Source organism: Marinobacter sp. SS8-8 (genome assembly GCF_030540945.1).
Taxonomy (GTDB): domain Bacteria; phylum Pseudomonadota; class Gammaproteobacteria; order Pseudomonadales; family Oleiphilaceae; genus Marinobacter.
On record NZ_JASSVN010000001.1, the window covers coordinates 77,584 to 99,301 of the forward strand.

At 59.2% G+C, this 21,718-nt stretch carries 19 protein-coding genes and 1 tRNA gene; 7 read left to right on the forward strand and 13 right to left on the reverse strand.

Features of this window, described 5'->3' with window-relative positions:
• Nucleotides 1–97: 97 nt before the first annotated feature.
• The 3 genes from QPL96_RS00315 to QPL96_RS00325 are packed head-to-tail and all read left to right on the forward strand — an operon-like array spanning nucleotide 98 to nucleotide 3,358.
• Nucleotides 98–895, forward strand: coding sequence for a RimK/LysX family protein (locus QPL96_RS00315; RefSeq protein ID WP_303284832.1), 798 nt, complete (start codon nucleotides 98–100; stop codon nucleotides 893–895).
• Nucleotides 892–2,409 (forward strand): inactive transglutaminase family protein, encoded by a 1,518-nt coding sequence (locus QPL96_RS00320; RefSeq protein ID WP_303284834.1) that lies wholly within the window; start codon nucleotides 892–894, stop codon nucleotides 2,407–2,409. The genes QPL96_RS00315 and QPL96_RS00320 overlap by 4 nt, the downstream gene beginning before the upstream one ends.
• Nucleotide 2,410: 1 nt before the next feature.
• Nucleotides 2,411–3,358 carry an alpha-L-glutamate ligase-like protein gene (locus QPL96_RS00325; RefSeq protein ID WP_303284835.1) on the forward strand — a complete coding sequence of 316 codons (948 nt, stop codon included), beginning with the start codon at nucleotides 2,411–2,413 and terminating at the stop codon, nucleotides 3,356–3,358.
• A gap of 63 nt (nucleotides 3,359–3,421) precedes the next feature.
• Here QPL96_RS00325 and QPL96_RS00330 read toward each other — a convergent pair whose 3' ends face one another.
• Entirely contained in the window at nucleotides 3,422–5,014 is a 1,593-nt protein-coding gene (locus QPL96_RS00330) for a BCCT family transporter (protein WP_303284836.1), read from the reverse strand.
• A gap of 251 nt (nucleotides 5,015–5,265) precedes the next feature.
• Here QPL96_RS00330 and QPL96_RS00335 point away from each other — a divergent pair, with 251 nt between their 5' ends.
• The 4 genes from QPL96_RS00335 to QPL96_RS00350 all read left to right on the forward strand — a co-directional run bounded on the left by QPL96_RS00335 (nucleotide 5,266) and on the right by QPL96_RS00350 (nucleotide 9,134).
• Nucleotides 5,266–6,909 (forward strand): FMN-binding glutamate synthase family protein, encoded by a 1,644-nt coding sequence (locus QPL96_RS00335; RefSeq protein WP_303284837.1) that lies wholly within the window; start codon nucleotides 5,266–5,268, stop codon nucleotides 6,907–6,909.
• A 117-nt stretch (nucleotides 6,910–7,026) separates the two neighbouring features.
• Nucleotides 7,027–7,103: transfer RNA gene (locus QPL96_RS00340), tRNA-Pro, on the forward strand.
• A gap of 329 nt (nucleotides 7,104–7,432) precedes the next feature.
• The gene (locus QPL96_RS00345; protein WP_303284838.1) at nucleotides 7,433–8,227 is read left to right on the forward strand and encodes a type IV toxin-antitoxin system AbiEi family antitoxin; all 795 of its coding nucleotides are present in this window, start codon (nucleotides 7,433–7,435) and stop codon (nucleotides 8,225–8,227) included.
• Nucleotides 8,220–9,134 carry a nucleotidyl transferase AbiEii/AbiGii toxin family protein gene (locus QPL96_RS00350; protein ID WP_303284840.1) on the forward strand — a complete coding sequence of 305 codons (915 nt, stop codon included), beginning with the start codon at nucleotides 8,220–8,222 and terminating at the stop codon, nucleotides 9,132–9,134. The genes QPL96_RS00345 and QPL96_RS00350 overlap by 8 nt, the downstream gene beginning before the upstream one ends.
• Before the next feature lie 64 nt (nucleotides 9,135–9,198).
• Here the strand turns inward: QPL96_RS00350 and QPL96_RS00355 are convergent, their stop codons facing one another.
• From QPL96_RS00355 to QPL96_RS00410, 12 genes are all read right to left on the reverse strand, one after another.
• Nucleotides 9,199–10,350 carry a hypothetical protein gene (locus tag QPL96_RS00355; protein WP_303284841.1) on the reverse strand — a complete coding sequence of 384 codons (1,152 nt, stop codon included), beginning with the start codon at nucleotides 10,348–10,350 and terminating at the stop codon, nucleotides 9,199–9,201.
• A complete protein-coding gene (locus QPL96_RS00360; RefSeq protein WP_303284842.1) occupies nucleotides 10,338–11,711 on the reverse strand; it encodes an NADH-quinone oxidoreductase subunit N in 1,374 nt (457 codons plus the stop codon). Before QPL96_RS00360 ends, QPL96_RS00355 begins: the two co-directional genes overlap by 13 nt.
• Entirely contained in the window at nucleotides 11,711–13,180 is a 1,470-nt protein-coding gene (locus tag QPL96_RS00365; RefSeq protein ID WP_303284843.1) for a NuoM family protein, read from the reverse strand. Before QPL96_RS00365 ends, QPL96_RS00360 begins: the two co-directional genes overlap by 1 nt.
• Nucleotides 13,181–13,232: 52 nt before the next feature.
• Nucleotides 13,233–15,056, reverse strand: a complete 1,824-nt coding sequence (locus tag QPL96_RS00370; RefSeq protein ID WP_303284844.1) for an NADH-quinone oxidoreductase subunit L — start codon at nucleotides 15,054–15,056, stop codon at nucleotides 13,233–13,235.
• The gene (gene nuoK / locus QPL96_RS00375) at nucleotides 15,053–15,364 is read right to left on the reverse strand and encodes an NADH-quinone oxidoreductase subunit NuoK (RefSeq protein WP_303284845.1); all 312 of its coding nucleotides are present in this window, start codon (nucleotides 15,362–15,364) and stop codon (nucleotides 15,053–15,055) included. Before nuoK ends, QPL96_RS00370 begins: the two co-directional genes overlap by 4 nt.
• Nucleotides 15,361–15,906 carry an NADH-quinone oxidoreductase subunit J gene (locus QPL96_RS00380; RefSeq protein WP_303284847.1) on the reverse strand — a complete coding sequence of 182 codons (546 nt, stop codon included), beginning with the start codon at nucleotides 15,904–15,906 and terminating at the stop codon, nucleotides 15,361–15,363. Before QPL96_RS00380 ends, nuoK begins: the two co-directional genes overlap by 4 nt.
• A complete protein-coding gene (locus tag QPL96_RS00385; RefSeq protein WP_303284849.1) occupies nucleotides 15,906–16,748 on the reverse strand; it encodes a complex I subunit 1 family protein in 843 nt (280 codons plus the stop codon). The genes QPL96_RS00380 and QPL96_RS00385 overlap by 1 nt, the downstream gene beginning before the upstream one ends.
• A 50-nt stretch (nucleotides 16,749–16,798) precedes the next feature.
• Nucleotides 16,799–18,769, reverse strand: a complete 1,971-nt coding sequence (locus tag QPL96_RS00390; protein ID WP_303284851.1) for a heavy metal-binding domain-containing protein — start codon at nucleotides 18,767–18,769, stop codon at nucleotides 16,799–16,801.
• Nucleotides 18,766–19,128 carry an NADH-quinone oxidoreductase subunit A gene (locus QPL96_RS00395; RefSeq protein ID WP_303284852.1) on the reverse strand — a complete coding sequence of 121 codons (363 nt, stop codon included), beginning with the start codon at nucleotides 19,126–19,128 and terminating at the stop codon, nucleotides 18,766–18,768. The genes QPL96_RS00390 and QPL96_RS00395 overlap by 4 nt, the downstream gene beginning before the upstream one ends.
• 160 nt (nucleotides 19,129–19,288) lie before the next feature.
• Nucleotides 19,289–19,960, reverse strand: coding sequence for an isoprenylcysteine carboxylmethyltransferase family protein (locus QPL96_RS00400; RefSeq protein WP_303284853.1), 672 nt, complete (start codon nucleotides 19,958–19,960; stop codon nucleotides 19,289–19,291).
• A gap of 34 nt (nucleotides 19,961–19,994) precedes the next feature.
• The gene (locus QPL96_RS00405; RefSeq protein ID WP_303284854.1) at nucleotides 19,995–21,131 is read right to left on the reverse strand and encodes an NAD(P)/FAD-dependent oxidoreductase; all 1,137 of its coding nucleotides are present in this window, start codon (nucleotides 21,129–21,131) and stop codon (nucleotides 19,995–19,997) included.
• A 112-nt stretch (nucleotides 21,132–21,243) separates the two neighbouring features.
• A complete protein-coding gene (locus tag QPL96_RS00410; protein WP_303284855.1) occupies nucleotides 21,244–21,564 on the reverse strand; it encodes a P-II family nitrogen regulator in 321 nt (106 codons plus the stop codon).
• Nucleotides 21,565–21,718 lie beyond the last annotated feature (154 nt).

Genomic DNA, 21,718 nt, shown 5'->3' on the forward strand with positions numbered 1-21,718 from the left:
TGTATACTCCCCCTCCGTCTTTACTTGGATTTACATGCACAGACCGTCACAGCTGCCTGGTTCCGGGCGTGGCAGGCTGCCGGCTCAGGGGTTTTTCATGGCTTTCAAACATTTCCGGGCTGGTCTGCCGAAACTTCCCATTACTGCTCTTGCAGGGCTCCTCCTGCTCACGGGCTGCTCGGCAGACCGTTATTTCATGGTGCCCAAGACCGATCTGGATGAGCTCGGGGGGTCCGTTAAAATCCAGCGTGCAACCCTGATTACCATGGAGAACAATGCTGCCGTCCGACACCAGCAGGTGATTGAACAGAACCGCGCGGCTACCGACACCCTTCTGAATGCCATCGCCACCCAGGTGGAAAGGCCCGAATGCCCTCCCGTACCCGCGCAGACGGCGTGCCCGGCTGCAGACATTTCGAAGAGCCGCACGGACCGCCTCAAGGGTAAAGTCATTGTTGGTGAAGTAGAAAACTTCTATCTCGCGGGGCCAGGACTGATCTACAAGGCCCGCATCGACAGTGGGGCGGAAACCTCGTCCATTGACGCCAGGAACATCACGCGCTTTGAACGTGATGGCAGCAACTGGGTACGCTTTGATATTCCGGTTCCGGGTACCGAGGAATTCGTCACCCTCGAGAAAGAGATTTCCCGCCGGGTCCGTGTCATACAGGCCAGCGCGGAAGAGGCAGAACGAAGAGTTGTGGTTGAGCTGCAGTTCTCTATTGGCGACCACCAGCAGGTGGCCGAGTTCACCCTCGCGGACCGAACGAATCTGACCTACGAAGTTCTTATCGGGCGGAATATCCTGCGCGACGTCATGCTGATCGACGTCGGCAAGGAGTATGCGACCGAATTACCCGAATCACTCCGCAACAGCAACGGGAGCGGATCGTGACCGCCCGCTCGCGCCTGCCATTTTACATCGCCGTCTTTCTGCTGATCGCCGCTGGCGTTTCGCTTGCCGTCTGGAGGCACATGGAACTTGGTATCCCATGGCTCACCGGCGAACAGCGACCGGTCTGGATGGTTGAGGCAAGAATCGATTTCGATGCCGGTAATGGCCCCGTGCTTGCGAGCCTCAATATTCCGGAGCAACCACCGGGTTTCCGGATTCTGACCGAACAGGCAGCGTCGCCTGGCTATGGCTTCTCCATCATCGACAGCTCCGGCAGCCGCCGTGCGGAGTGGAGCAAGCGCGAAGCATCCGGGCCGCAGACTCTGTATTTCAAAGCGCAGTTTTTCCCGGACCCCACGGCTCAGCCGGAGTTTCCCGGCCGGGAGCCCAAGGCCGGAAAAGTATTCTGGGAGGAACCCCAGGCAACAGCGGTGGAGGAAATTCTGGACCAGGCAAAGGCCCGCTCCAGCACGCCGGAAAGCATGACCCGGGAGCTCATCCGGCTGATGCAACCGGACACCCGTACACAGAACACCACACTGCTGATCGCGGAAGAAAACTATCTGGACCTACTGGTCGACATGCTCAACCACGCCGGCATCGCGGCCAGAATTGCCGACGGGTTAAGGCTTGAAGACGCCCGGCGCCGGCAACAGCTGATGCCATACCTGCAGATCTACAACGGTAAGCAATGGCTCACCCTCAACCCAAAAACCGCCGAACAGGGTGTGCCTGAGGACCTGCTGCTGTGGCGCCAGGGTTCAGCCTCGCTGCTTGACGTTGTGGGCGGAGAAAACTCTGAAGTGAGCTTCTCCATGCTCCGCCAAACCGTCCCGGCCCTGCAACTCGCCAGCATGCAGTCGGCATCCAATGGCCTGGGATTCCTGAGTTTTTACGAACTGCCCATTGAAGAACAGAGCATGTTCCGGATGCTTCTGCTGTTACCCCTGGGAGCGCTCACGGTGGCCTTCATGCGGATTGTGATTGGCATTCGCACGTCTGGCACCTTTATGCCCGTTCTGATTGCCGTGGCCTTCGTACAGACGACGCTCATCCCCGGCCTGATTGCATTTTTGTCCGTGGTCGCCATTGGCCTGTTAATGCGGGGCTACCTGTCCAGCCTGAACCTGCTGCTGGTCTCCCGGATATCCGCACTGATCATCCTGGTGATTTTCATAACCGCCGGGCTGAGCATCATCGGCTATCAGATGGGTTTCAACACCGGGATGACAGTCACTTTTTTCCCGATGGTGATTATTGCCTGGACCATTGAACGCATGTCTATCCTCTGGGAGGAGGAGGGTGCCCATGAAGTCATCATTCAGGGTGCCGGCAGCCTGTTCGTGGCCATCGTCGCCTACCTGCTTATGAGCGCCCCTCTTGCCGGCCACCTCACCTTCAACTTTCCGGAATTGCACCTGGTTATCCTCGGGCTGATCCTGCTGATGGGCCAGTACACCGGTTACAAGCTGAGCGAGCTCAAACGCTTCACGCCAATGAAGATTTACGACTGACATGGACTGGATTTCACCTCGAGCGCTTAAACGGCTGGGTATGCTTAACATGAACCGGCGCAATGTGGATTACATAGCCCGGTACAATGAGCGCAACTCCTATCCTTTGGTAGACAACAAACTGAAAACCAAGTTGGTGGTTGCCGAGTACGGCGTCAAAACCCCCACACTGTTGCAGGTTGTTCGCCAGCAACATGAAATCTCCCGGTTCCGGGAAATGGCCCAGGGGCTTGCAGGCTTTGCCATCAAACCGGCGAAAGGGTCTGGCGGCAAAGGCATCACTGTCATCACCGGGCGCGACGGCGAGGAATACATCAAGGCCTCCGGCTCCCGGGTGGACTCTCGCTTTCTCGAGCGCCATCTCACCAATATCCTCGCCGGCCTCTATTCCCTCGCCGGCACACCGGATGTTGCCATTGTCGAAAGCCTGGTGGAATCAGCGCCCTCTCTCGCCAAATATTCTCACCAGGGTGTGCCGGATATCCGGATTATCGTTTTCCAGGGTTATCCGGTGATGGCCATGCTCAGACTGGCCACGACCGCATCAGACGGCAAGGCCAACCTGCACCAGGGCGCTGTGGGCGTTGGCCTTGATATTGGGTCCGGAAGAAGCCTGAATGCCGTTCAGTTCAACCGCCCGATTACCCTCCACCCGGACACGGGCCTGGCGCTGGAAAATATCAACATTGAGGCCTGGGACGAGATGCTCGAAATGGCCTCTCGTTGCTACGAAGCAACAGGGCTGGGCTACATGGGTGTTGATCTGGTTGTCGATGCCAATAAGGGCCCGTTGTTACTCGAACTCAACGCCCGGCCGGGATTGGCAATTCAGATGGCGAACGGCCGTGGCCTGTTGCCTCGCCTTCGGGCAATTGAGGGCCTCAAGCGGCCACATTTTACTCCCAGAGAGCGGGCCAGTCACGCCATGGAGAGCTTTGCCAGTCTCTGAACCCTTCATCCAGGCGAAAAAAACCGGGGCCGAAACCCCGGTCTTTTCAGTTTCAGAGCATGCTCAGGTGAGCTCGCCTCTGGCAATCAGAAGCTTGCGCTCATGGCTCAGACCCTTCAGCAGACCCCAGGTCATGACCAGCAGGATCGCGGTGAATGGCAGGCCCGCACTGATCGCGGTTGCCTGAATGGCGCCAAGCGCATCTTCACCGCCTCCGAAGATCAGAGCGGCCGCAATGGCGCCTTCCGCCACAACCCAAAAGACACGCTGGGCAGTAGGAGCGTCAGTCTTGCCACCGGCGGTGATGCTGTCGATGACCAGCGAACCGGAGTCAGACGATGTCACGAAAAACACCAGTACCAGAACGATACCCACGAACGAGATAATTCCGGTCAGCGGCAGATTGGCGAACATCTGGAACATGGCCAGTGATACATCGGTCAGGCCATTCTCGGCCAGGGCACCAATTCCCTGCTGGATCTGCTCCAGGGCGGAACCACCGAAGGCGCTCATCCAGACTGCGGTAATCACCGTCGGTACGATCAGAACCGCAGTTACAAACTCACGCACCGTGCGCCCTCTGGACACCCGGGCAATGAACATACCCACGAACGGTGACCAGGAAATCCACCATGCCCAGTAGAAGACGGTCCAGCCCTGGAACCAGGCTTCGTCTTCACGGCCGAACGGGTTGCTCAGCGGCAGCACATTGCCAACGTAGCTTGAGGAGGTTACCCACAGGGTTTCCAGCACGGTCATGGTCGGGCCGGCGAAGATGATGAAGAACAGCAGAATGCCCGCAAGGCCCATGTTGATGTTACTCAGTACCTTCACGCCGCCGTCAAGACCACGAAGCACGGAAATCAGGGCAAGAGCCGTGACACCGACGATGATTGCCATCTGAACGTTGATGCCGCCTCCGGTATCGAACAGATAGTCGAACCCTGCAGCGGCTTGCTGGGCACCGAAACCAAGGGATGTGGCCAGGCCAAAGATAGTCGCAACAACGGCCAGGATATCAATGATGTGTCCCGGCCAGCCCCAGACCCTGTCTTTAAGAAGAGGGAAGAAAGCCGAACGAATGGTCAGAGGCATGTTCTTGTTGAACGAAAAGAACGCCAGGGAAAGCGCTACAACGGCGTAAATAGCCCAAGGGTGAAGCCCCCAGTGGTACATGGTAGCCCCCATGGCCAGATTCGCGGCTTCCGGGGAGTTGGCTTCAACGTTGAACGGGGTCTCATACCAGCCCGTGTAGTAGGCCACAGGCTCGGCCACCGCCCAGAACATCAGACCGATACCCATACCCGCGGCAAACAGCATGGAAAACCAGGACAGCGTGGAGAACTCTGGCTTTGCATCCATGCCACCCAGGCGGATCTTTCCAACGGGCATCACGATCAACGCCAGGCACACCACCACAAAAATGTTGGCGCTGATCAGGAAAAACCAGTCAAAAGTCGCGATAATGTCCCATTTTGCACCGTCCAGAAGTTCTTTGGCCTGGCCGGGGAACATCAGGGTACCTATCACAAACACAACGACCAGTATCGCCGTGATCGGGAATACCGGCGCGTGGAGATCCAGCCCGAACGGAGTGATATTGTCCTGGCCAGCCACGTAATCCGTCTGATATTCGTCTTTAACTACGTCGCCCACGTTTTGGCGCCTCCTGAGTTGATAAGTCTTTTATTCAGAATCGGAATTCAAACGTAACAAGCGTGTCATGGTAATGCTTTGAACTCAAAACATCAAAGCAGCGGAATGATGCCGCATCGGCCTTAAGCATAGACCAACGTAGTGGCCCAGCCAGCGAGACCTCACTTCAATCGATTCGAGATCAGTGAACGTACCGGTATACTCTAGTACCGATTCTAAAGCCCGAATTTCGCGGATTTACTGAGGAATACATGGAAAAAACCAAAACCTTCCCGCTTCGCTATACCGTCTATGCCCTGAGCATTGCCGGCCTGGTCGGCTCCCTGGTTGTGGCTTTGATTCTTGATGCCGGTTACATATTCCCAATTGTATTCGGAGCTTTCGCCACTCTTGGAACTTACGATCTATTGCAGCGCAAACACACGGTCAGCCGGAACTACCCGATCATGGCTAACTTCAGGTACCTGCTTGAGGCCGCTGGCCCGGAAATCCGGCAATATTTTATTCAGTCGGATACCGAAGAACGCCCCTTCTCCCGGGAACAGCGCTCGGTAGTCTACCAGCGGGCCAAAAACGTTCTCGATAAACGCCCCTTCGGATCACAATTGGGCATGTACAACGAGGGCTTTGAATGGATGAACCATTCCCTCGCCCCAACCCGCCTGGCCGACAGCGACTTCCGGATCCTGATCGGAAAAAACTGTGAGAAACCCTACAGCGCCAGCGTGTTCAACATCTCTGCCATGAGTTTCGGCTCACTTTCGGCCAACGCCATCCTCAGCCTGAACACCGGCGCCAGAATGGGAGGCTTCTACCACGATACCGGCGAAGGCTCCATTTCCCGATACCACCGGCAACCCGGCGGCGATCTGGTCTGGGAGATCGGCTCCAGCTATTTCGGATGTCGCCACAAAGACGGCTCATTCAATGAGGATATGTTTCGGGAAAGTGCCTCCCTGGAACAGGTTAAAATGATAGAGGTCAAACTATCTCAGGGCGCGAAACCCGGTCACGGAGGCATTCTTCCCGGCGCCAAGGTAACTCCGGAAATTGCGGAAGCCCGCGGCGTGGCGGTCGGCGAAGACTGTGTATCCCCGGCCAGCCACTCCGCCTTCTCAACGCCCGTGGGGTTGCTGGAATTCATTGACCACTTGCGGGAGTTGTCGGGCGGAAAACCCGTGGGATTCAAGCTGGCCATCGGGCACCCGTGGGAATGGTTCGCCATCGTCAAAGCCATGCTGGAGACCGGCCGAAAGCCGGATTTTATCGTGGTCGATGGCGGCGAAGGTGGAACCGGCGCAGCGCCTCTGGAGTTCATTAACCGGCTGGGAACGCCCATGACAGAGGCCCTGCTGCTGGTCCACAACACCCTTGTGGGCACAAACCTTCGGGACGACATTGCCATTGGTGCGGCGGGCAAAATCACCTCCGCGTTCAATATTGCCCGCACCCTCGCCCTCGGCGCCGACTGGTGCAACGCGGCACGGGGCTACATGTTTTCCCTGGGCTGTATCCAGGCACTCAATTGCCACACCGGGCGCTGCCCCAGCGGCGTTGCCACCCAGGACCCCAGGCGCAGCAACAAGCTTGATGTGAAGCACAAGAGCCAGCGGGTCTACAACTACCACAAGAATACCCTGGATGCCCTCCAGAACCTGCTGGAAGCGTCCGGCCTCCGGCACCCCTCAGAACTTGGTCCCGAACACATCGTACGGCGGGTCTCCAAAACCGAGGTTAGTTCCTATTTGGATCTCTTCCCTTTCCTCGAACCCGGAGCCCTGCTGGAAGGCAAAACCGGCCTGACCGTGTTCGACAAGTACTGGGAATTCGCCCGCCCCGATACCTTTGAACCACCCGACTTCATCCTGAAACTCCGGGAAACCAAGCTGCGCTAATAATTGAACATCAAAATCGCCCGGGGCTGTTTATTTTTCCCATGGGCTCGTGTAGACTTCGCTCTCGCTAAGCCACTGAGAATACTCTTAAGTTTTCTTCTCTGGCCAACAGCGAATCGGGGCGTAGCGCAGCTTGGTAGCGCACTTGCATGGGGTGCAAGGGGTCGTAGGTTCAAATCCTACCGTCCCGACCAGATTTATCAGAAACTTGGCCCGGCATCGAAAGATCCGGGCTTTGTTGTTTCTGGAAAACAACCCTTCCAGTTGCTACACCGAAACTGGACCCCGTCACCAGACCTATCCATTCATATCTTCTGATTAAGGCGAATCTGAGACGCCTTCATTTAGCGCCGGTGTCCAGACCCTATGATGAGACCAGGTATCACCATGCGGTTTACCTATTCAATATTTCACGTCAATAATCGGCGTGGATTTCTTTTTCAATAAACATTGAATATTAAAATAGTTTCGGTAGCATGAAATTTACGTCAATAATTGCCGTGCAATCGGGAATTAGTAAACCATGCTCAACAAAGAAGCCCGCAAGAAACTTCAAGATCTGCTCCCCCTTTCCATGGTGGCCACCAAGCAGTGGTTGCGCCACCAGGGACTAAGTCTGCATTTCCTGGACAATGCAATACGTAGCCAGACATTGATCCCCTTGGCAACAGGTGTGTACACCCTATATGGCCAATCCATAAACTGGCCGGGAATTGTCGCATCGCTCCAAAGAATGTCAGAGAAGCCCATCCATGTTGGCGGATTAGCTGCTTTGGACCTCGCCGGCTTAACTCATTTTTTGTCAGTGAGCGCAGAGACTCGGATCCAACTCTATTCCGGATCTCCGCTACCCGGATGGCTTGGGAGAATCCCTATCGACGTCCACCTTGAGCATCACAGCACAGTCCGACTCTGGTGCGAATCAGTAATGACAGATGCCAGGTTTACTCGGGAATATCACTGGCTGGATAAGCTCCCTCCAGTAACGTATTCATGTCCAGAGAAAGCCTTTTTGGAGGTTCTGGTCAACGTGCCCTCAGCAGTCAGCTTTGAGCATGCTGATGCGCTAATGCAGGGACTATCGAATCTATCACCACGAAAGATCGATGTTCTCCTGCGATCCTGCCGAAGCATCAAAGTAAAAAGACTATTTCTTTGGCTGGCTGAGCGAAACGACCATGCCTGGTTTAAACGCCTTGACCCCAGCGCATATGACCTCGGATCCGGCAAGAGGGTCTTAGCCGAGCAAGGCAGGCTTAGCACTCGATGGGCTATAACAGTCCCAAAAGGGATGCACGAGGACGATGAACATGGATAAACGAGAGCAATACACCCAACAGGTTAAATTATTACTGCGACTCATACCCTTCGTGGCCGAGTACCAATGCTTCGCTCTCAAGGGTGGCACTGCCATCAACTTGTTTGTTCGAAATTTCCCCCGACTCTCCGTGGACATTGATCTGGTCTTCCTTCCTATGATGGAACGCAAGGAGGCGCTGGACACGATCCGTCAGACCCTTTCAGAACTAGCCGACTCCATTCGGTCAGGAATAGGGGGCGCCAAAGTTGTGGAGTCGTTTCAAGTAAAACAGGATGCATTGCGCCTCACTGTAAGCACCGGCAATGCCCAGATTAAAATCGAGCTTTCACCAGTATTGCGAGGAACGGTTTATCCATCAGCTGTAATGGCCGTCAATGAAGGCGTGGAAGAGGATTTCGGATACGCCGAAATTCAAGTCGTCCATTTCGCAGATCTCTTCGCTGGAAAGATATGCGCAGCTCTTGACCGGCAACATCCCAGGGATTTGTTTGACGTCAAACTATTACTGGATACTGAAGGATTTGATCATAACCTGAGGCAAGCCCTACTGGTCTACCTGATTAGCCACAACCGGCCTATATCAGAGTTGCTGCGTCCGCGGCTCAAGGACATTTCCGGATTGTATGAGGGCGAATTTCGAAGCATGGCGCAAGAAGAAGTTTCCCTCCGTGATTTAGAAGAAACTCGGGGTAACCTTATCGAACTGATTAACTCCTCACTGACAGAGAGGGACCGAAAGTTCCTACTCACATTCAAGCACGGCACTCCCGATTGGTCTCTACTCGATGTCACAGACATCGAACACTTGCCAGCCGTGCGCTGGAAACTGCAAAACCTTTCCAGAATGAGCGTAGCAAGTCATACCCAAGCCGTGCTGGAACTTGAGCGAGTACTCGAAACCTGATTCCCCATCTCTCCTGTGCCTACGGGCCGAAGGCCCCGACCTCTTCATTTTTCTGATGATTGAATCAACCGGCCGGCACCGCAAAAAGGAGGACAAAAATGAGTGCCAGTGCAACCAGGAAGAAACGTACTCGCTCACGCCGGTTGCGGCACACCGTCAGGGCCACCAGACATTGCAACAGGTAGTAGAGAGCGAAGGCGCGTGATGCCAGCGCGATCACCGTAAAGGTGGAACCCGACCAGGCCAGCGCCATGGCCGCACCGCCTACCAGCAGGTAACCCCAACGCTGGGTGAGACGCCGCCGCGTCACTTCTTCCAGGTTTGCCGCGGCGGCCAGGGTGTCCGCCACGGCAGCGGAAAACTGTGACAGGCCGGCGGCGAGGATAAGCGGCACCGAAAGCAGTACCGAGACCGAGGCAGCCAGCTGGATCAGGCTGTTGTCTGCGTATTGCCCGTCCAGAATTGTCACCAAGGGCAAGACCACGGCAACGAACACCACGTAGACCGTGAGAGATACGTATTGCGACCAGCGCGAGGCGTGGATCCGCGTCCAGGTATCAAAACTCCGGCCGAGATAACGTGGCGTTTCGAAGCCCTGCACCACGATCAGGGTACCGGCCACCATGGTCACCATTTCCCAGCCGGAACGTTGCGGCAAGGATGGCAGTGCCAAACGCCCGGTGTCCAGAAAGTCGCTGACATCACGCAGGGCGAAGGCGACCAGCAGCACCGCGAGCACCAGGATGGTCACATACAGAGCCCACCGCTCCATCCGCTCCAACGGCCTCAAGCCACCCATGATGCCAATTGCGGTGATCACGCCGATCACCAGTGTGGTAAGCAGGCTCTTGTTGAAGCCCGAATCCAGATCCAAGGCCCCGAGCACGAAGGCGCTCAGGATATGAATATACAGGCACACGGACACGATATAGGCCAACACCAGCGCCACATCCGACAGCCGTTCGAGAGTGAGTGTCACACGTTTACTGCCCGCCGCCAGCACCGGTTCGGCACACAGAATGTTATGGCGCACAACGGCACCGGTGTGAAAAGCGACAAAAGCCACCGCCAGCATCGCCCACAAGGAATACGGCCCCACACTGCTGGCCAGTACCGGTATGATGACCAAAAAGCCACTGCCGAAAATGGAGGCCAGCGGAGTGCTCATGGCCGGCACGATTGCCAGCGTCGCCGTGGGGGGCACTAGGATGGCCACCCCACCAGTCCCGCGAGAAAGAACTGGGCCGCCAGGCCAATGAACAGTGTGGCGGCAAGGGTTGTCATTACCACCGTGCCAAGACCTCCGCCCAGCGGGGAGAATTCCGTCTCCGCCTGCTGGTACATGGGTATGACGATGCGCAGATATACCGCCAGTGAAAGCACACTGTTGGCAATCGCCACCACCGCCAGCCAGGTGAACTGGACATCAATGGCGGCGGCGAAAAGCAGGAACTTCCCAACGAAGCCGGCAAGTGGCGGAATACCGATCAGCGACAGCAGGAAAATCACCATCGCGATTCCAGTCACTGGCTTTGCCCGGCCCAGCCCACGGAAAGCGTCCAGCACACGGCCGGCTGCCCCGGTAACGGCAAAAGCGCCCAGATTCATGGCGGCGTAGGCGGCGGCGAACAGGATAACGGATGTCAGCGCGAGTTTGCTTGAGCCCACCGCGACGATGCCCAGCAGAAAGTAGCCGGACTGGGCAATCGAAGAATAGGCCAGCAACCGGATGACATTATCCTGCACCAGCGCCGCGAGATAGCCATAGGTCATGGTCAGAACGGCCAGACCCGCGATAGCGGCAGCCCAACCGCTTTCCGGGGGCAGGTCGCGAACTACCTGGGCGAGTGCGAACAGGGCGCCGATCTTGGGCACTACGGACAGATAGGCCGCTACCGAGAGCGGCCCGCCCTCGTAAGCGTCTGGTGCCCAGAAATGAAACGGAACCAGAGATGCCTTGTAGCCAAGGCCAATAACGACCGCCACAAAACCGATGATGACGGCCATCGGCATGGTATCCATGCCCGGCAGATCAGCAAGCAAGGTGGAGCCGGCCGCGCCGAACCAGTAGCTCAGGCCGAAAATCATGATTGCACCGGTGACCGAGGCGAACACGAAGAATTTCATGGCGGCTTCGGTGGCCGGGTCGGTGTCCGGATAGGCAACCAGGGCAAAGGTGGCCAGGCCGGTCAACAATGTGCCCAATACCAGGAACATCGTATCGCCCGCGCCGGCCAGAACCAGGGCGCCGAGGGTGGCAAAGCACAGCAGGCTGTAGACCGTACCCTCGCGCGCGGTACCTCGCACATCCACTTGCGCCAGCAGCATGGAGAGCACGGTGGCCGGCAGCAGAATGAGCTTGGCCCAGACACTGAGTTCGTCGATCCGGAAGCTGCCGCCGAACACCGTTGTGTCCGTGCCAATCAGGCGCAAGGTCAGTCCCGTGGCCGCGAGCAGGCCGATGACGGCAACCATTAGCGCAATTCGCGGCCTGCGCAGCATTTCCGCGACCAGCGCGCCGACCGCCGTCAACAGCGCGACAATTTCCGGAGTTAATAACGCAAGATCACGCCCCATTACAGCACCAGTGCCGATGTGGTCCGGTGAATAATGTCCAGCACCCAGGACGGCGCCACGCCGGTGGCCACGGTGAGCACCAGCAGTGGCGCCACGGCGAGCCATTCCCGCGTACTCAGGTCCGGCATAGCCTGCCAGCGTTGCCGGGGCTCGCCCAGAAAGGTTTCGCGCAATGCCTTGAGGAAGACGCCGGCGATAATGGCAATACCCAGAATCACAATAATCGCTACCGGCGCGTCACTCAAAGTGGCGAGAAATATCTGGAACTCTGCCGGAAAGTGCGCCAGCCCGGGCAGGCCCAGGGACGCAAAAGCTGCCAATATAAATGACCAGCCAAGCATCGGGACCGTCTTGAGCAGGCCGCCAAACTCGCCCATTTCGCGGGTATGGGCGCGGTCCTGAATCATACCCACCAACAAGAACAGGGCGCCGGTGACCAGACCGTGACTGAACATCTGCAACACGGCCCCATCCAGCGCGACGGCACGTATCGTTGGGTCCAAAGTCAGTGCGGCCACCGCAACGCCGACGATCACATAGCCCATATGGTTGATTGAGGTATAGGCAACCAGGCGCTTAAGATCCGTCTGTGCCAGGGCGGCAAAAGCCCCGTAGAGCGCGCTGACAACACCCAGGATCAGAACAACGACTCCGGCTTCACGAAAAGCCTCGGGGGTCATTTGCAGGGCGAAGCGCACCAGCCCATAGGTGCCGAACTTCAGCATGATGCCCGCCAGGATGACACTGCCAACGGTCGGCGCCTGGACGTGAGCGGCAGGCAACCAGGTATGCAGCGGCACTGCGGGGATCTTTACCGCAAAGGTGATCAGCATAGCGACCAATGCCCACATGGCCGCCGCCCCTTCCAGTGGCGGATTCTCGATCCAGGCCCGCATGTCGAAGGTCGGTTCAGGACTGCCCAGGTAAAGCCCCAGGATCGCGAGCAACAGCGGCAGGCTGCCCAGCAGCGTATAAATAAAGAACATCACGGCTGCACGCTGCCGGTCCTCGTGTCCCCAGTCGGCGATCATGAAGTACATCGACACCAGGGAAACTTCGAAGAAGACGTAGAACAAAATCCCATCGAGAGCGGTAAAGGTACCGATTGCCGCGGTCTCCAGAAGCAGCGCCAGGGCCACATAGGCGCGCGGTCGCTCGCGAAGCGACGAAGCGTAGATAAACGCGACCAGGAAAAGCACGGCGCTCAGCAACACCAGCGGCAGGCTTATGCCGTCAACCCCCACCCGGTAAGCGGCACCAATTGCCGGAATCCACTGCAGCTCCTCGACCTGTGAAAAGCCCTGGCCGTCGACACCCCGCAACCACATGGCAACGGCGAAAGCCAGTGTCAGGGAGGCGGTGGCGATGCCAATGCCGTGCACAGTCCTTGCGGTCGGTCGTGGCAGGGCCAGGATCAGGGCGGCGCCGGCCAGGGGCAGGAACAAGGTGATGGATACGAATGGTAGCATGAATATCGGATTCCCTTTAGAGACTGGTAGCAACTGGAAACGCAGCTAGAAACTAGAAACGAAACAAGATCACAAACAGCACGACCAGCCCCGCGGCCGTAACCGCGACACTGACGGCCAGCTCACGATGGATCAGACCACTTTGCAGTGCGCGGGCGTGCCCCCCCAAGGCCCGCATGCCCGCCACCAGGGCGAAGATCAGGCCATCGATACGGCGCTCGTCGCTGGCACGCGCCAGCCGCGCCAGGGCGAGCCCGGCCCGGCCGACATTGAGGACGGCGGTATACAGGCGACCCTCCAGCCACTCACAGCCTCGCGCAACGGCCATTGCAGGTCTCCCGACCCAGACCGTAAGCCCGCCGCCAATGGCAAGTCCACGCCCTGCCCATGGATAGACCGGTCCAAGCAGGCGGGGAGCCGGCACCAGCCAGCCCAACGCCAGGCCGATTACCGCCGCAATGAGCCCAAGCACCACGACCACAGCGCCTTCAGCTTCAGGGCCAGGCAGACCAAGCATTACCTCGATGGGGCCGAAGGCCAGGCCAAGGGTGGTGGCCGGGACCACCAACCCCCAAATGCCCGCACGCATCCAGGCACTGCCAGAAACCGCCCGGGTTTCACCCGAGCCTTGCCACAGCAGACGCAACGACCGCGCCATGTAGGCACCGGTCAGCAGGGTGCCCGCCAGCGCCAGAGAACCGAGCCAGGCGGCGCCCGGCGTGGACAAGGCAGCGGCGATTATCGCATCCTTGGAGAAAAATCCGCTCAGTGGCGGGATACCGGCCAGCGCCAGCGCCGCCAGCGCAAAGCCGGCAAACGTCCAGGGCCTGGCGCGGCCAACGCCCTTCAACTGATCGAAACCGGTACCCTCGCGGGCATGCTGGAAGTCGCCAGCGGCAAGAAACAGGGTACTTTTAATGGCGGCATGGGCGAGCAAATGCAACAGGGCAGCCAGCGGAACCCCGGCGCCGACCGCGACCAGCATCAGGCCATATTGACTGGCCGTGGACGCCGCGAGCAGGCGTTTGAGATCACGCTCGGCAAGTGCAATAACCCCGGCTGCCACCGTGGTAACGCCGCCGACAAGTCCGACGGCGAGCAACACCTCGGGGCTCAGCAGCGGGGCCGAACGGATCAGCAGGATAGCGCCCGCCGCCACCAGAGTAGCCGAGTGCAGCAGCGCCGAAACCGGTGTTGGTCCCGCCATGGCACGCATAAGCCAGTCCTGCAAGGGGACCTGGGCAGACTTGCCCATGGCCGCCAGCAGCAACAAAAGCCCGGCGACGGTCGATGCACTGCCACCGGCCTCCAGGGAGGCGGCGATCTCGCTGGTACCTGCCCACCCGATAAGTATGAATACCGCCGCATACAGACCCAGATCGGCGCTACGGGTACAGAGGAAGGCGCGACCAGCGGCGTCCGCGGCCTCGGGCCGCTGGAACCAGAAGCCAATCAGCAGATAACTGCACACACCGATCAATTCCCAGGCCGCCAGCAGCAGAACCCAGTCGCCGGCCAGCACCAGCGCCTGCATGGCGGCCAGGAACAGGGACATCAGGGCGTAGAAGCGGCACAGGCCGGACTCCCGCTTCATATAACCGACGGCATGGGCCAGCACGAACGTACCCACGGTAGCCACTGCCACCGCCAGCAGCGCCGTCAGGGGCTCGGCGACCAGTCGAAGCGGCATTCCCGGCAGGCCGGGCAGAAGCAGGGTTTCGGCCTGACCGCCGGCGACCCGGGCCAGGAGCCAGAGACTTCCTGCCAGGCTGAGCGCTGCGCCGGCCAGGGCCAGCGCAGGCCCGCCCCGGCGCAGTACCAACACAGCCAGGGCGGCGATCAGCGGCGGCAATATCGGCATAAGCACAGCACTCATCCTTTCAGGTCCCCGGCTTCCTCCATTTCTACCGAGCCCTTGGCCCGGAAACGTGCAACCGCAACGCCGAAACCGACCGCCATTTCAACCGCCATGACCGTCATCACCACCAACCCAAACATCTGGCCGGAGTAGCTCTCGGGGTGCAGAAAACGCCAGAAGGCCACCAGATTCACCAGCGCCCCGGAAAGAATCAGTTCCACTCCCATCATGATCATGACCAGATTGGTCTGGGACAGTGCACCATAGACACCAACGCCGAACAGGATTGCACCGGTCACAAGCGCCAGGATCAGGACTGTCATCATTCCGAAGCCTCCTTGGTTTCCTTGTCGTCGTTACCGGACAAGTTGTGTACCCGTATCGCCACCGCCGTGGCCGCGATCATTGAGGTCAGGATCGTGACGCCGGCGGTTTCGAAGATCAGCATGGAACGCCCCAGCAACTCGATGCCCAGGGCCCGTGTCTGCTCCGCCGCGCCCGGCGCCTGGACCGTCACCGGCCCCCAGTCGGCCAGAAGTGCAACCGCAATCGCGGCGCCGGCCGCAACCGCCCCGGCGCCCATCGAAAAGCGCTTCTGGTGGGTCATTTCCATCCCGCCAAGCCCGCCTGGATCCATCATGAACATCACCATGAAGATAGCCATGATGCTCATCTCCGTGGCCATCATCATGATCTGCAGCACGCCCAGGAATTCAGTCTGCATGGCCAGGAACATGCAGCCGACGGCAGTTTGCGAAAACAACAGCGCCAGCGCGGAACGAACCATGGAGGATGTACGAAACACCACCACGCCGAAACCAATGGCGGCCAGGCCGAAAACGGCAACAAAAAAAGCCTGAGCATACATTATGGAACCACCAGAACCAGTAAACCGACAACAACGATATTGAGCAGTGCCAGCGGAATCCCCAGGGTCCAGCACCACCTCATCAAATCCGCCTCACGGATGCGCGGCAGATAGCGACCGGCCAGGAGCATCGACACGGCTACGGCCAACGTCTTGATCAGGCTCCAGGCCCAGGGCGGCAGCAGCGGCCCGTGCCAGCCGCCGAGGTAGAACACCGTGATCGCGGAAGCCAGCGTGACCAGCAGCGTCAGCCGGGCCAGGCGCAGTACCGCCAGGCGCACGCCGGTGTATTCCGCATCCACGCCCCCGCCCAATTCCCCCTCTGCGGTGGGCAGGTCGAAAGGCGCACGGAACGCCAGCGCCATGGCGGCAATGAAAAACAGCACGAAACCAAGGGGTTGATAGACCATGTTCCACAAGCCGTCCTGGGAGTCAACAATCACGGTGGTCACCAGGGACTCGGCGCGCATGGCCACCGCTGTGAGGGGCATGACGATGAGCATGGCGTAGGCGATGAGCTGGCCAAGGAAGCGCCAGCCACCGATCATGGCGTAGGCGCCATTCGGGCCCCAACCGCCCATGATCAGCGCGACCAGCACATAGGCAAGCGCCGCGTTGATGAACAGCGCACCGGTGGCCAGATTCGCAATCACCAGAGTCGGCGCCAGCGGCAGCACCGCCGCGCCAAGCACCGCGACAACCAGGAGCAGCACCGGAGCGGTCTCGAAAAAGACCCGGTCCGGCGTACGGGGTACCATGGATTCACGGCCGAGGTGCGCCAGGCCGCTGAGCAGGGGCGCGGTCGGACGCAGACGGCCAGTTGTCGCCCAGCTCTCGATCACGGCGAGCAGCCAGACGCTGCCAAGCAACGCAAGCAGCACGATGGCGATGTTCACGAGATCACCTCCCAGGGCGACAGGTCAAGTGATCCGACCGCCAACAGCGCGTCGCCCAGCTCCCGACCCTCGACAAGCTTTGCGACCAGGCCGATATGGTGACTGCAGGCGGTGTCCAGCCTGTAGGATTTCACCTGGCCGTGTTCCAGTGCCAGACTCAGCTGAGCCACGCCGCGCGGGGTTTCCACGGCTGCCTCACCGGCCCCGGATGCATGGCCGACGGTTCGCAGGGAGGGTAGCTCCGGCTCCCCGCCCGCCTTGATGACATCAAGGCTCGCCGTGATTTCGGCCAGGCGCTGCCACAGGCGCGCCCAGGCATCCCTGGCTTCGTCAGCAGCGCGCGCCACGGGACCACGCAGGCCAGAAGAACCCGCTGGCAGTACCCCGGTGCCTTTCAGTCGCGACTTGAGCAGGGGTGTTCTCCCGAGACGGGTAGCCAATGCCCGCAGCGCCGGCTCCAGCTCAGCCAGCCGTTCCTGACTGGCGTACTGGATTTTAAGTTGCAGGGTCGAAGCACGGTGCGTCAGCCAGGCGAAGCCGAGCTGACGCCCCAGTTGGGCCAGCCAACCCAGATGACTGGCAATGCGCTCACGCTCAAGAGCGCTGGCCCGGGCCCGGGTGATCGCTGCATTCTCTTCCAGGCCGGTCGCCTGTTCGATGGCCAGGCAGGCTAACAGACGGTAGCTCACGGGTGCCAGTGGCGTTGAAGCCGACAGGTGCTCGATGAAGGTATCGACATCCATCTCTTCACCTTCGGTGGCTATGCCCACCAGGGATGTCGCCTGCCCCTCAGTCACCCCATCACCGTCCAGCGTCAGCGTCAACTTCAGACCACCTGGCAAGCCAGGGAAGACTGGACCGAAGGGTACCTCGAGCCAGTCCATCGCCAGGCCGTCGGCGCTACGCGGAAGGTCCTTGGTCACTTCGATCATGGACATGAACCCCATGGCACCATGATCGTGCCCCGCGTGGCCCTGACCTGCATGATCATGTCCGGAGTGATCGTGTCCGGCATGATCGTGTCCGGAGTGATCGTGCGCTGAGTGGCCGTCGGCTCCACCGTGGTGGTGTTCGTGGTGGTGTTCGTGATGGTGTTCGTGATGCTGGTGCTCGTGATCATGGCCGTGCGCGGGGGCCGGTTCCACACTCTCACGGGCTACCAGATCCATGCCGCACCTGGGACAACTGCCCGGCTCATCCCGGACAACTTCCGGGTGCATGGGGCAGGTATATTCAGTACCGGCCCGCTCCTGAGGCTGACCCTGTTGGTGTTGGTGTTGGTGTTGGTGTTGGTGACTGTGATCGTGCCTATGGTCCTGATGATGCCTGTGATCATGGATCTGTTCGTGATCATGGTGCTGGCGCTCCTGATCGTGATGGTGTTCATGATCGTGCCCGTGCTCAGGCGTTGACTCCCCGGCCTCGCGGGCGACCAGATCCATGCCGCACTTGGGGCAACTGCCCGGCTCGTCCTGGACAACTTCCGGATGCATGGGGCAGACATACTCGATCCTGGCATGCAGGACAGAGGCGTCGAAATCCTCGGGTGAGGCTGCAAAGGCGCCCTCAGCCACTGCGCGCTTCAGCCAGTCAACCGCGCTGGTCAGTTCCTCTTGAGAAAGACCTGCGGAAACATCGGCGTTCGGCAAAGATGACGGTGCCTGCCCGCCCATCACGAGAATGGCGCGTGGCCGGGGCATCTGCGCGTAGAGCACCGCCGCAGCCTCGCTCATTTTCCCTGATAACTGCCCGACAATCAGCAGCACACCTGCATCGCGGGGCGTGGCGGTGATGCGCAGGCCTGCCGCTATCACATCCAGACCGTGCGCCAGGGCCACTTCCGGACCCGGCACAACCAGACAACTCAGGTTACGCGCGAGGGCCCGGGAGACCCACTTCTGCAGTATTGCGGACCGTTCCTGTCGCTGCCGCGCACCCGTGATGGCCATTACCGAATCAGAAGTCATTGACGCCTCAGAGCCCCCTGGCTCCATCCGTAGAGCAAGCCGAGAAAGAGAATGGCAAGAAACACGCCCATATCAAGCAGGGCAACCAGACCTACCTCTTTGTACGCGACTGCCCAGGGGTACATGAACGCCATCTCCATATCAAAGGCCAGAAACAGCAATGCGTAACCGTAGTAGCGGGCGTGATAGCGCCCCCACACCGGATTCCGCGACAGCACACCAGAGCTTGCCGGCACATCTTTACCCGGCTCCCGACGTGTCGGACCCATCGCGCGGGCAAGGCCGTACAGGCTCAGGACGACGCCACCGGTGCCAATCACCAGACCCAGCAGCAGGCTGTATTGCTCCAGAGCACTCATGCTGTATTCTCCATTTCACGCAACCATGCGTTTCGGGGGTGGTGCTGAAGCCAGGATAGCTCTCGCCGACAACCTCCCCGGCGACCGTAACAAACAGGCAATACCGAAAACAGTCTCGCAAAATCCGTGCCTTGCATGCAAGGAGCGCTGCCAGAAACCGTCATTTCAAATCGCCGCGATCTGAGCGGTCCTGCGACGCATTCGCAAGCCGCCGCCACTGCCCCCAGCGGGGGATAAACATGGGCACTTGGCGTTGATAGGTCCGATAAGCATCGCCGAACCTGGCGACCACCTGTTCTTCCTCGCGATACGCCAGCCAGACGTAGACGAGCACGATTACCGGAAACAAGCTGATCGAGAACAATGTTGGCCAGTGCACCACACCCTCGCCGAACAAGGCGATGAACAAGCCAGTGTACTGAGGGTGTCGAACGTAGGCATAAAGGCCATCGGTGACCAGCCTGTCTTCCTTGCGCGCCCGGTACACCTGGCGCCACCCCTGGATGAACAGGCCCACGCCGAGAAATGCAATTGCGTAGCCAAGCAGCATCGAGACGAACATGCCGGTCTCACCCAGCCCGACCAGTGTGGACCAGAGACTTGCACTGACGTACTCACTGTCGAGCCCGAAAAAACGCACCAACAGATAAATGGTGAGCGGAAAACCGTACATCTCGGCATAGAGGGCGATAATAAAGGCCTGGACTGCCCCGGCGCCCGCCCACTCGCGCCAGTTCTTCGGTGCAAAATAGCGGTAGAAGAACCAGGATATCAGTACGATCACAATAATCGCGATGCCCCATGCTCCACTATGACTGATCGACTCATTCATTACTCAACTCCGGAGCCCTTGCCGACGGTTGTCATTATGTATGCGGCTCCCGGCCATGGCGACACCAGACACAGCTGCAATCGACATGATTGCAGCCTATATCCTCGCGCTGGCTCCGCAAATGCAAACCCGCCAACGGCGCCAGCAAACGTCTGGCAAGTGTGGGCCGGTAGAGACGGCGCAAGAACTCGCGCGCATCCAGATGGTTTTCCTGGCGGCGCATGCACCAGCGATAACCGCGGTTACCCAGCAGCCCATAAAATGCGCGGTTCACCAACGCCGCCGCCATCGGACGCTTCAGGGATTCTCGCCAGAGCCGGTTGTAGTCGTCACCATGCAGCAGACTGCGCGCTGCCAGCACACCGGAGGTGATGGCCGCACGCATCCCGAAGCCCCACAACGTATCCTGGAAGCCGGCCTGCTCGCCCGCTACCGGGTGCGCCCCGGACAGTGCGGTTGCAGGAATCCGGAAGTTCCCAACACCGCCGTGGGGCCGGGGATTCATCATCTCCATGCCGGCCAGCCTCTGGAACGCACTGACGGTACGCTCCACATACTTTGCTTCATCCCTGAAACCAGTAAACATGCAACTTTTTACCGTTCCCTTGCCACCCATTACCAACAGATAGGCATACCCTTTCGGGGCAAGGTTGTCATCACAAATTGCCCAGAAACCGTCCGGCATGGTTGTATCGAAATGATAGCCGACCGCGATGGCATCGGCGGCCTTTGGTCCGGTCGCCAGGATGGCCGGGCCCCGGGCATGCCGCAGCCGGCTTTTGAAATGCACCTGCACGCCAAGATCCCTGGCCTGTCTCAACAACGCCGTGTCCAATGTGTCTGGCCCGGAGCCACGCTCCACCAGATAGAACAGCGGCTCAACGCTCTCAATGGCGTACGGGGAATCCCAGGCATCGAAGGCGGTACCCCGGCGGCATGCAACTCGTTTGAAGTCGGTAGTAATTCCAAGCTCCTGCAACACCATCAGGGCATCCTGCTGCGTGGTCCAGTTCTCCAGACCCTGCAGGTCCCGTTTGAAGCGGTGCCCCACCTCGGCCCGGGCCTCATGCACAACCACCGCGCGTCCGGCGCGCGCCAGTGTGATGGCGGCCGCCAGCCCGGCCGGCCCGGCACCGGCAATTTCAACCGTGCCATTTCGGCCAGATAACATGGTGGCTCCGGTTCCGGCGCCAGCCCCAGTCTCAGTCTCATTGCCATCCATCATGTCCGCTCTCGCCTTCTCATCACCTTGCCGCAAGGACATACAACACCGTGGCGCCCGATCACTCGGCCTCCTTAAAGTCACGGATGTGCAGCAGGTCTTCCACCGGTAGAACAGCTATGATTCCGTCGCTGTCGAGCCCCTTGTGTACCGTTCGGGCGATGGTGTTAACGACGTTGTCCGCCTGCTCCGCTTTCACGAATACCTCCACGCGAACAGAGTCAGCCATGGTGTCTTTTGCGTAGTAGTTTTTATATCTGCCACGGCCATGCGTTCTGGACACCGTCATGGCGGAAAAACCTGCCTCGATCAGGGCCTCCTCTACTTTCTTCAGGTCCAGACTGGAGAAGATCGCAGTCACTTTGCAAAAATTCGTATTCATTTCACCTCCTCGTCAGTGAGCTGAAGAAGGATCTCTCCGATTCTTCAACCTTGCGGCCACAGTTAACCACCCAAAACTGAACTGACACTGAAAATAAGAATCAACCTGAAAAATCCGGTGCTATCCTCCTGCCCTGGGAGTCTGCGCGGCAGAA

What these genes read in the sequence shown, in the direction of transcription:
- QPL96_RS00315 (WP_303284832.1), top strand. Translation starts at nt 98, where the DNA reads ATGGCTTTCAAACATTTCCGGGCTGGTCTGCCGAAACTTCCCATTACT.
- QPL96_RS00325 (WP_303284835.1), top strand. Translation starts at nt 2,411, where the DNA reads ATGGACTGGATTTCACCTCGAGCGCTTAAACGGCTGGGTATGCTTAAC.
- QPL96_RS00335 (WP_303284837.1), top strand. Translation starts at nt 5,266, where the DNA reads ATGGAAAAAACCAAAACCTTCCCGCTTCGCTATACCGTCTATGCCCTG.
- QPL96_RS00345 (WP_303284838.1), top strand. Translation starts at nt 7,433, where the DNA reads ATGCTCAACAAAGAAGCCCGCAAGAAACTTCAAGATCTGCTCCCCCTT.
- QPL96_RS00350 (WP_303284840.1), top strand. Translation starts at nt 8,220, where the DNA reads ATGGATAAACGAGAGCAATACACCCAACAGGTTAAATTATTACTGCGA.
- QPL96_RS00360 (WP_303284842.1), bottom strand. Translation starts at nt 11,711, where the DNA reads ATGGGGCGTGATCTTGCGTTATTAACTCCGGAAATTGTCGCGCTGTTG.
- QPL96_RS00365 (WP_303284843.1), bottom strand. Translation starts at nt 13,180, where the DNA reads ATGCTACCATTCGTATCCATCACCTTGTTCCTGCCCCTGGCCGGCGCC.
- QPL96_RS00370 (WP_303284844.1), bottom strand. Translation starts at nt 15,056, where the DNA reads ATGAGTGCTGTGCTTATGCCGATATTGCCGCCGCTGATCGCCGCCCTG.
- nuoK (WP_303284845.1), bottom strand. Translation starts at nt 15,364, where the DNA reads ATGATGACAGTCCTGATCCTGGCGCTTGTGACCGGTGCAATCCTGTTC.
- QPL96_RS00380 (WP_303284847.1), bottom strand. Translation starts at nt 15,906, where the DNA reads ATGTATGCTCAGGCTTTTTTTGTTGCCGTTTTCGGCCTGGCCGCCATT.
- QPL96_RS00390 (WP_303284851.1), bottom strand. Translation starts at nt 18,769, where the DNA reads ATGACTTCTGATTCGGTAATGGCCATCACGGGTGCGCGGCAGCGACAG.
- QPL96_RS00395 (WP_303284852.1), bottom strand. Translation starts at nt 19,128, where the DNA reads ATGAGTGCTCTGGAGCAATACAGCCTGCTGCTGGGTCTGGTGATTGGC.
- QPL96_RS00400 (WP_303284853.1), bottom strand. Translation starts at nt 19,960, where the DNA reads ATGAATGAGTCGATCAGTCATAGTGGAGCATGGGGCATCGCGATTATT.
- QPL96_RS00405 (WP_303284854.1), bottom strand. Translation starts at nt 21,131, where the DNA reads ATGTTATCTGGCCGAAATGGCACGGTTGAAATTGCCGGTGCCGGGCCG.
- QPL96_RS00410 (WP_303284855.1), bottom strand. Translation starts at nt 21,564, where the DNA reads ATGAATACGAATTTTTGCAAAGTGACTGCGATCTTCTCCAGTCTGGAC.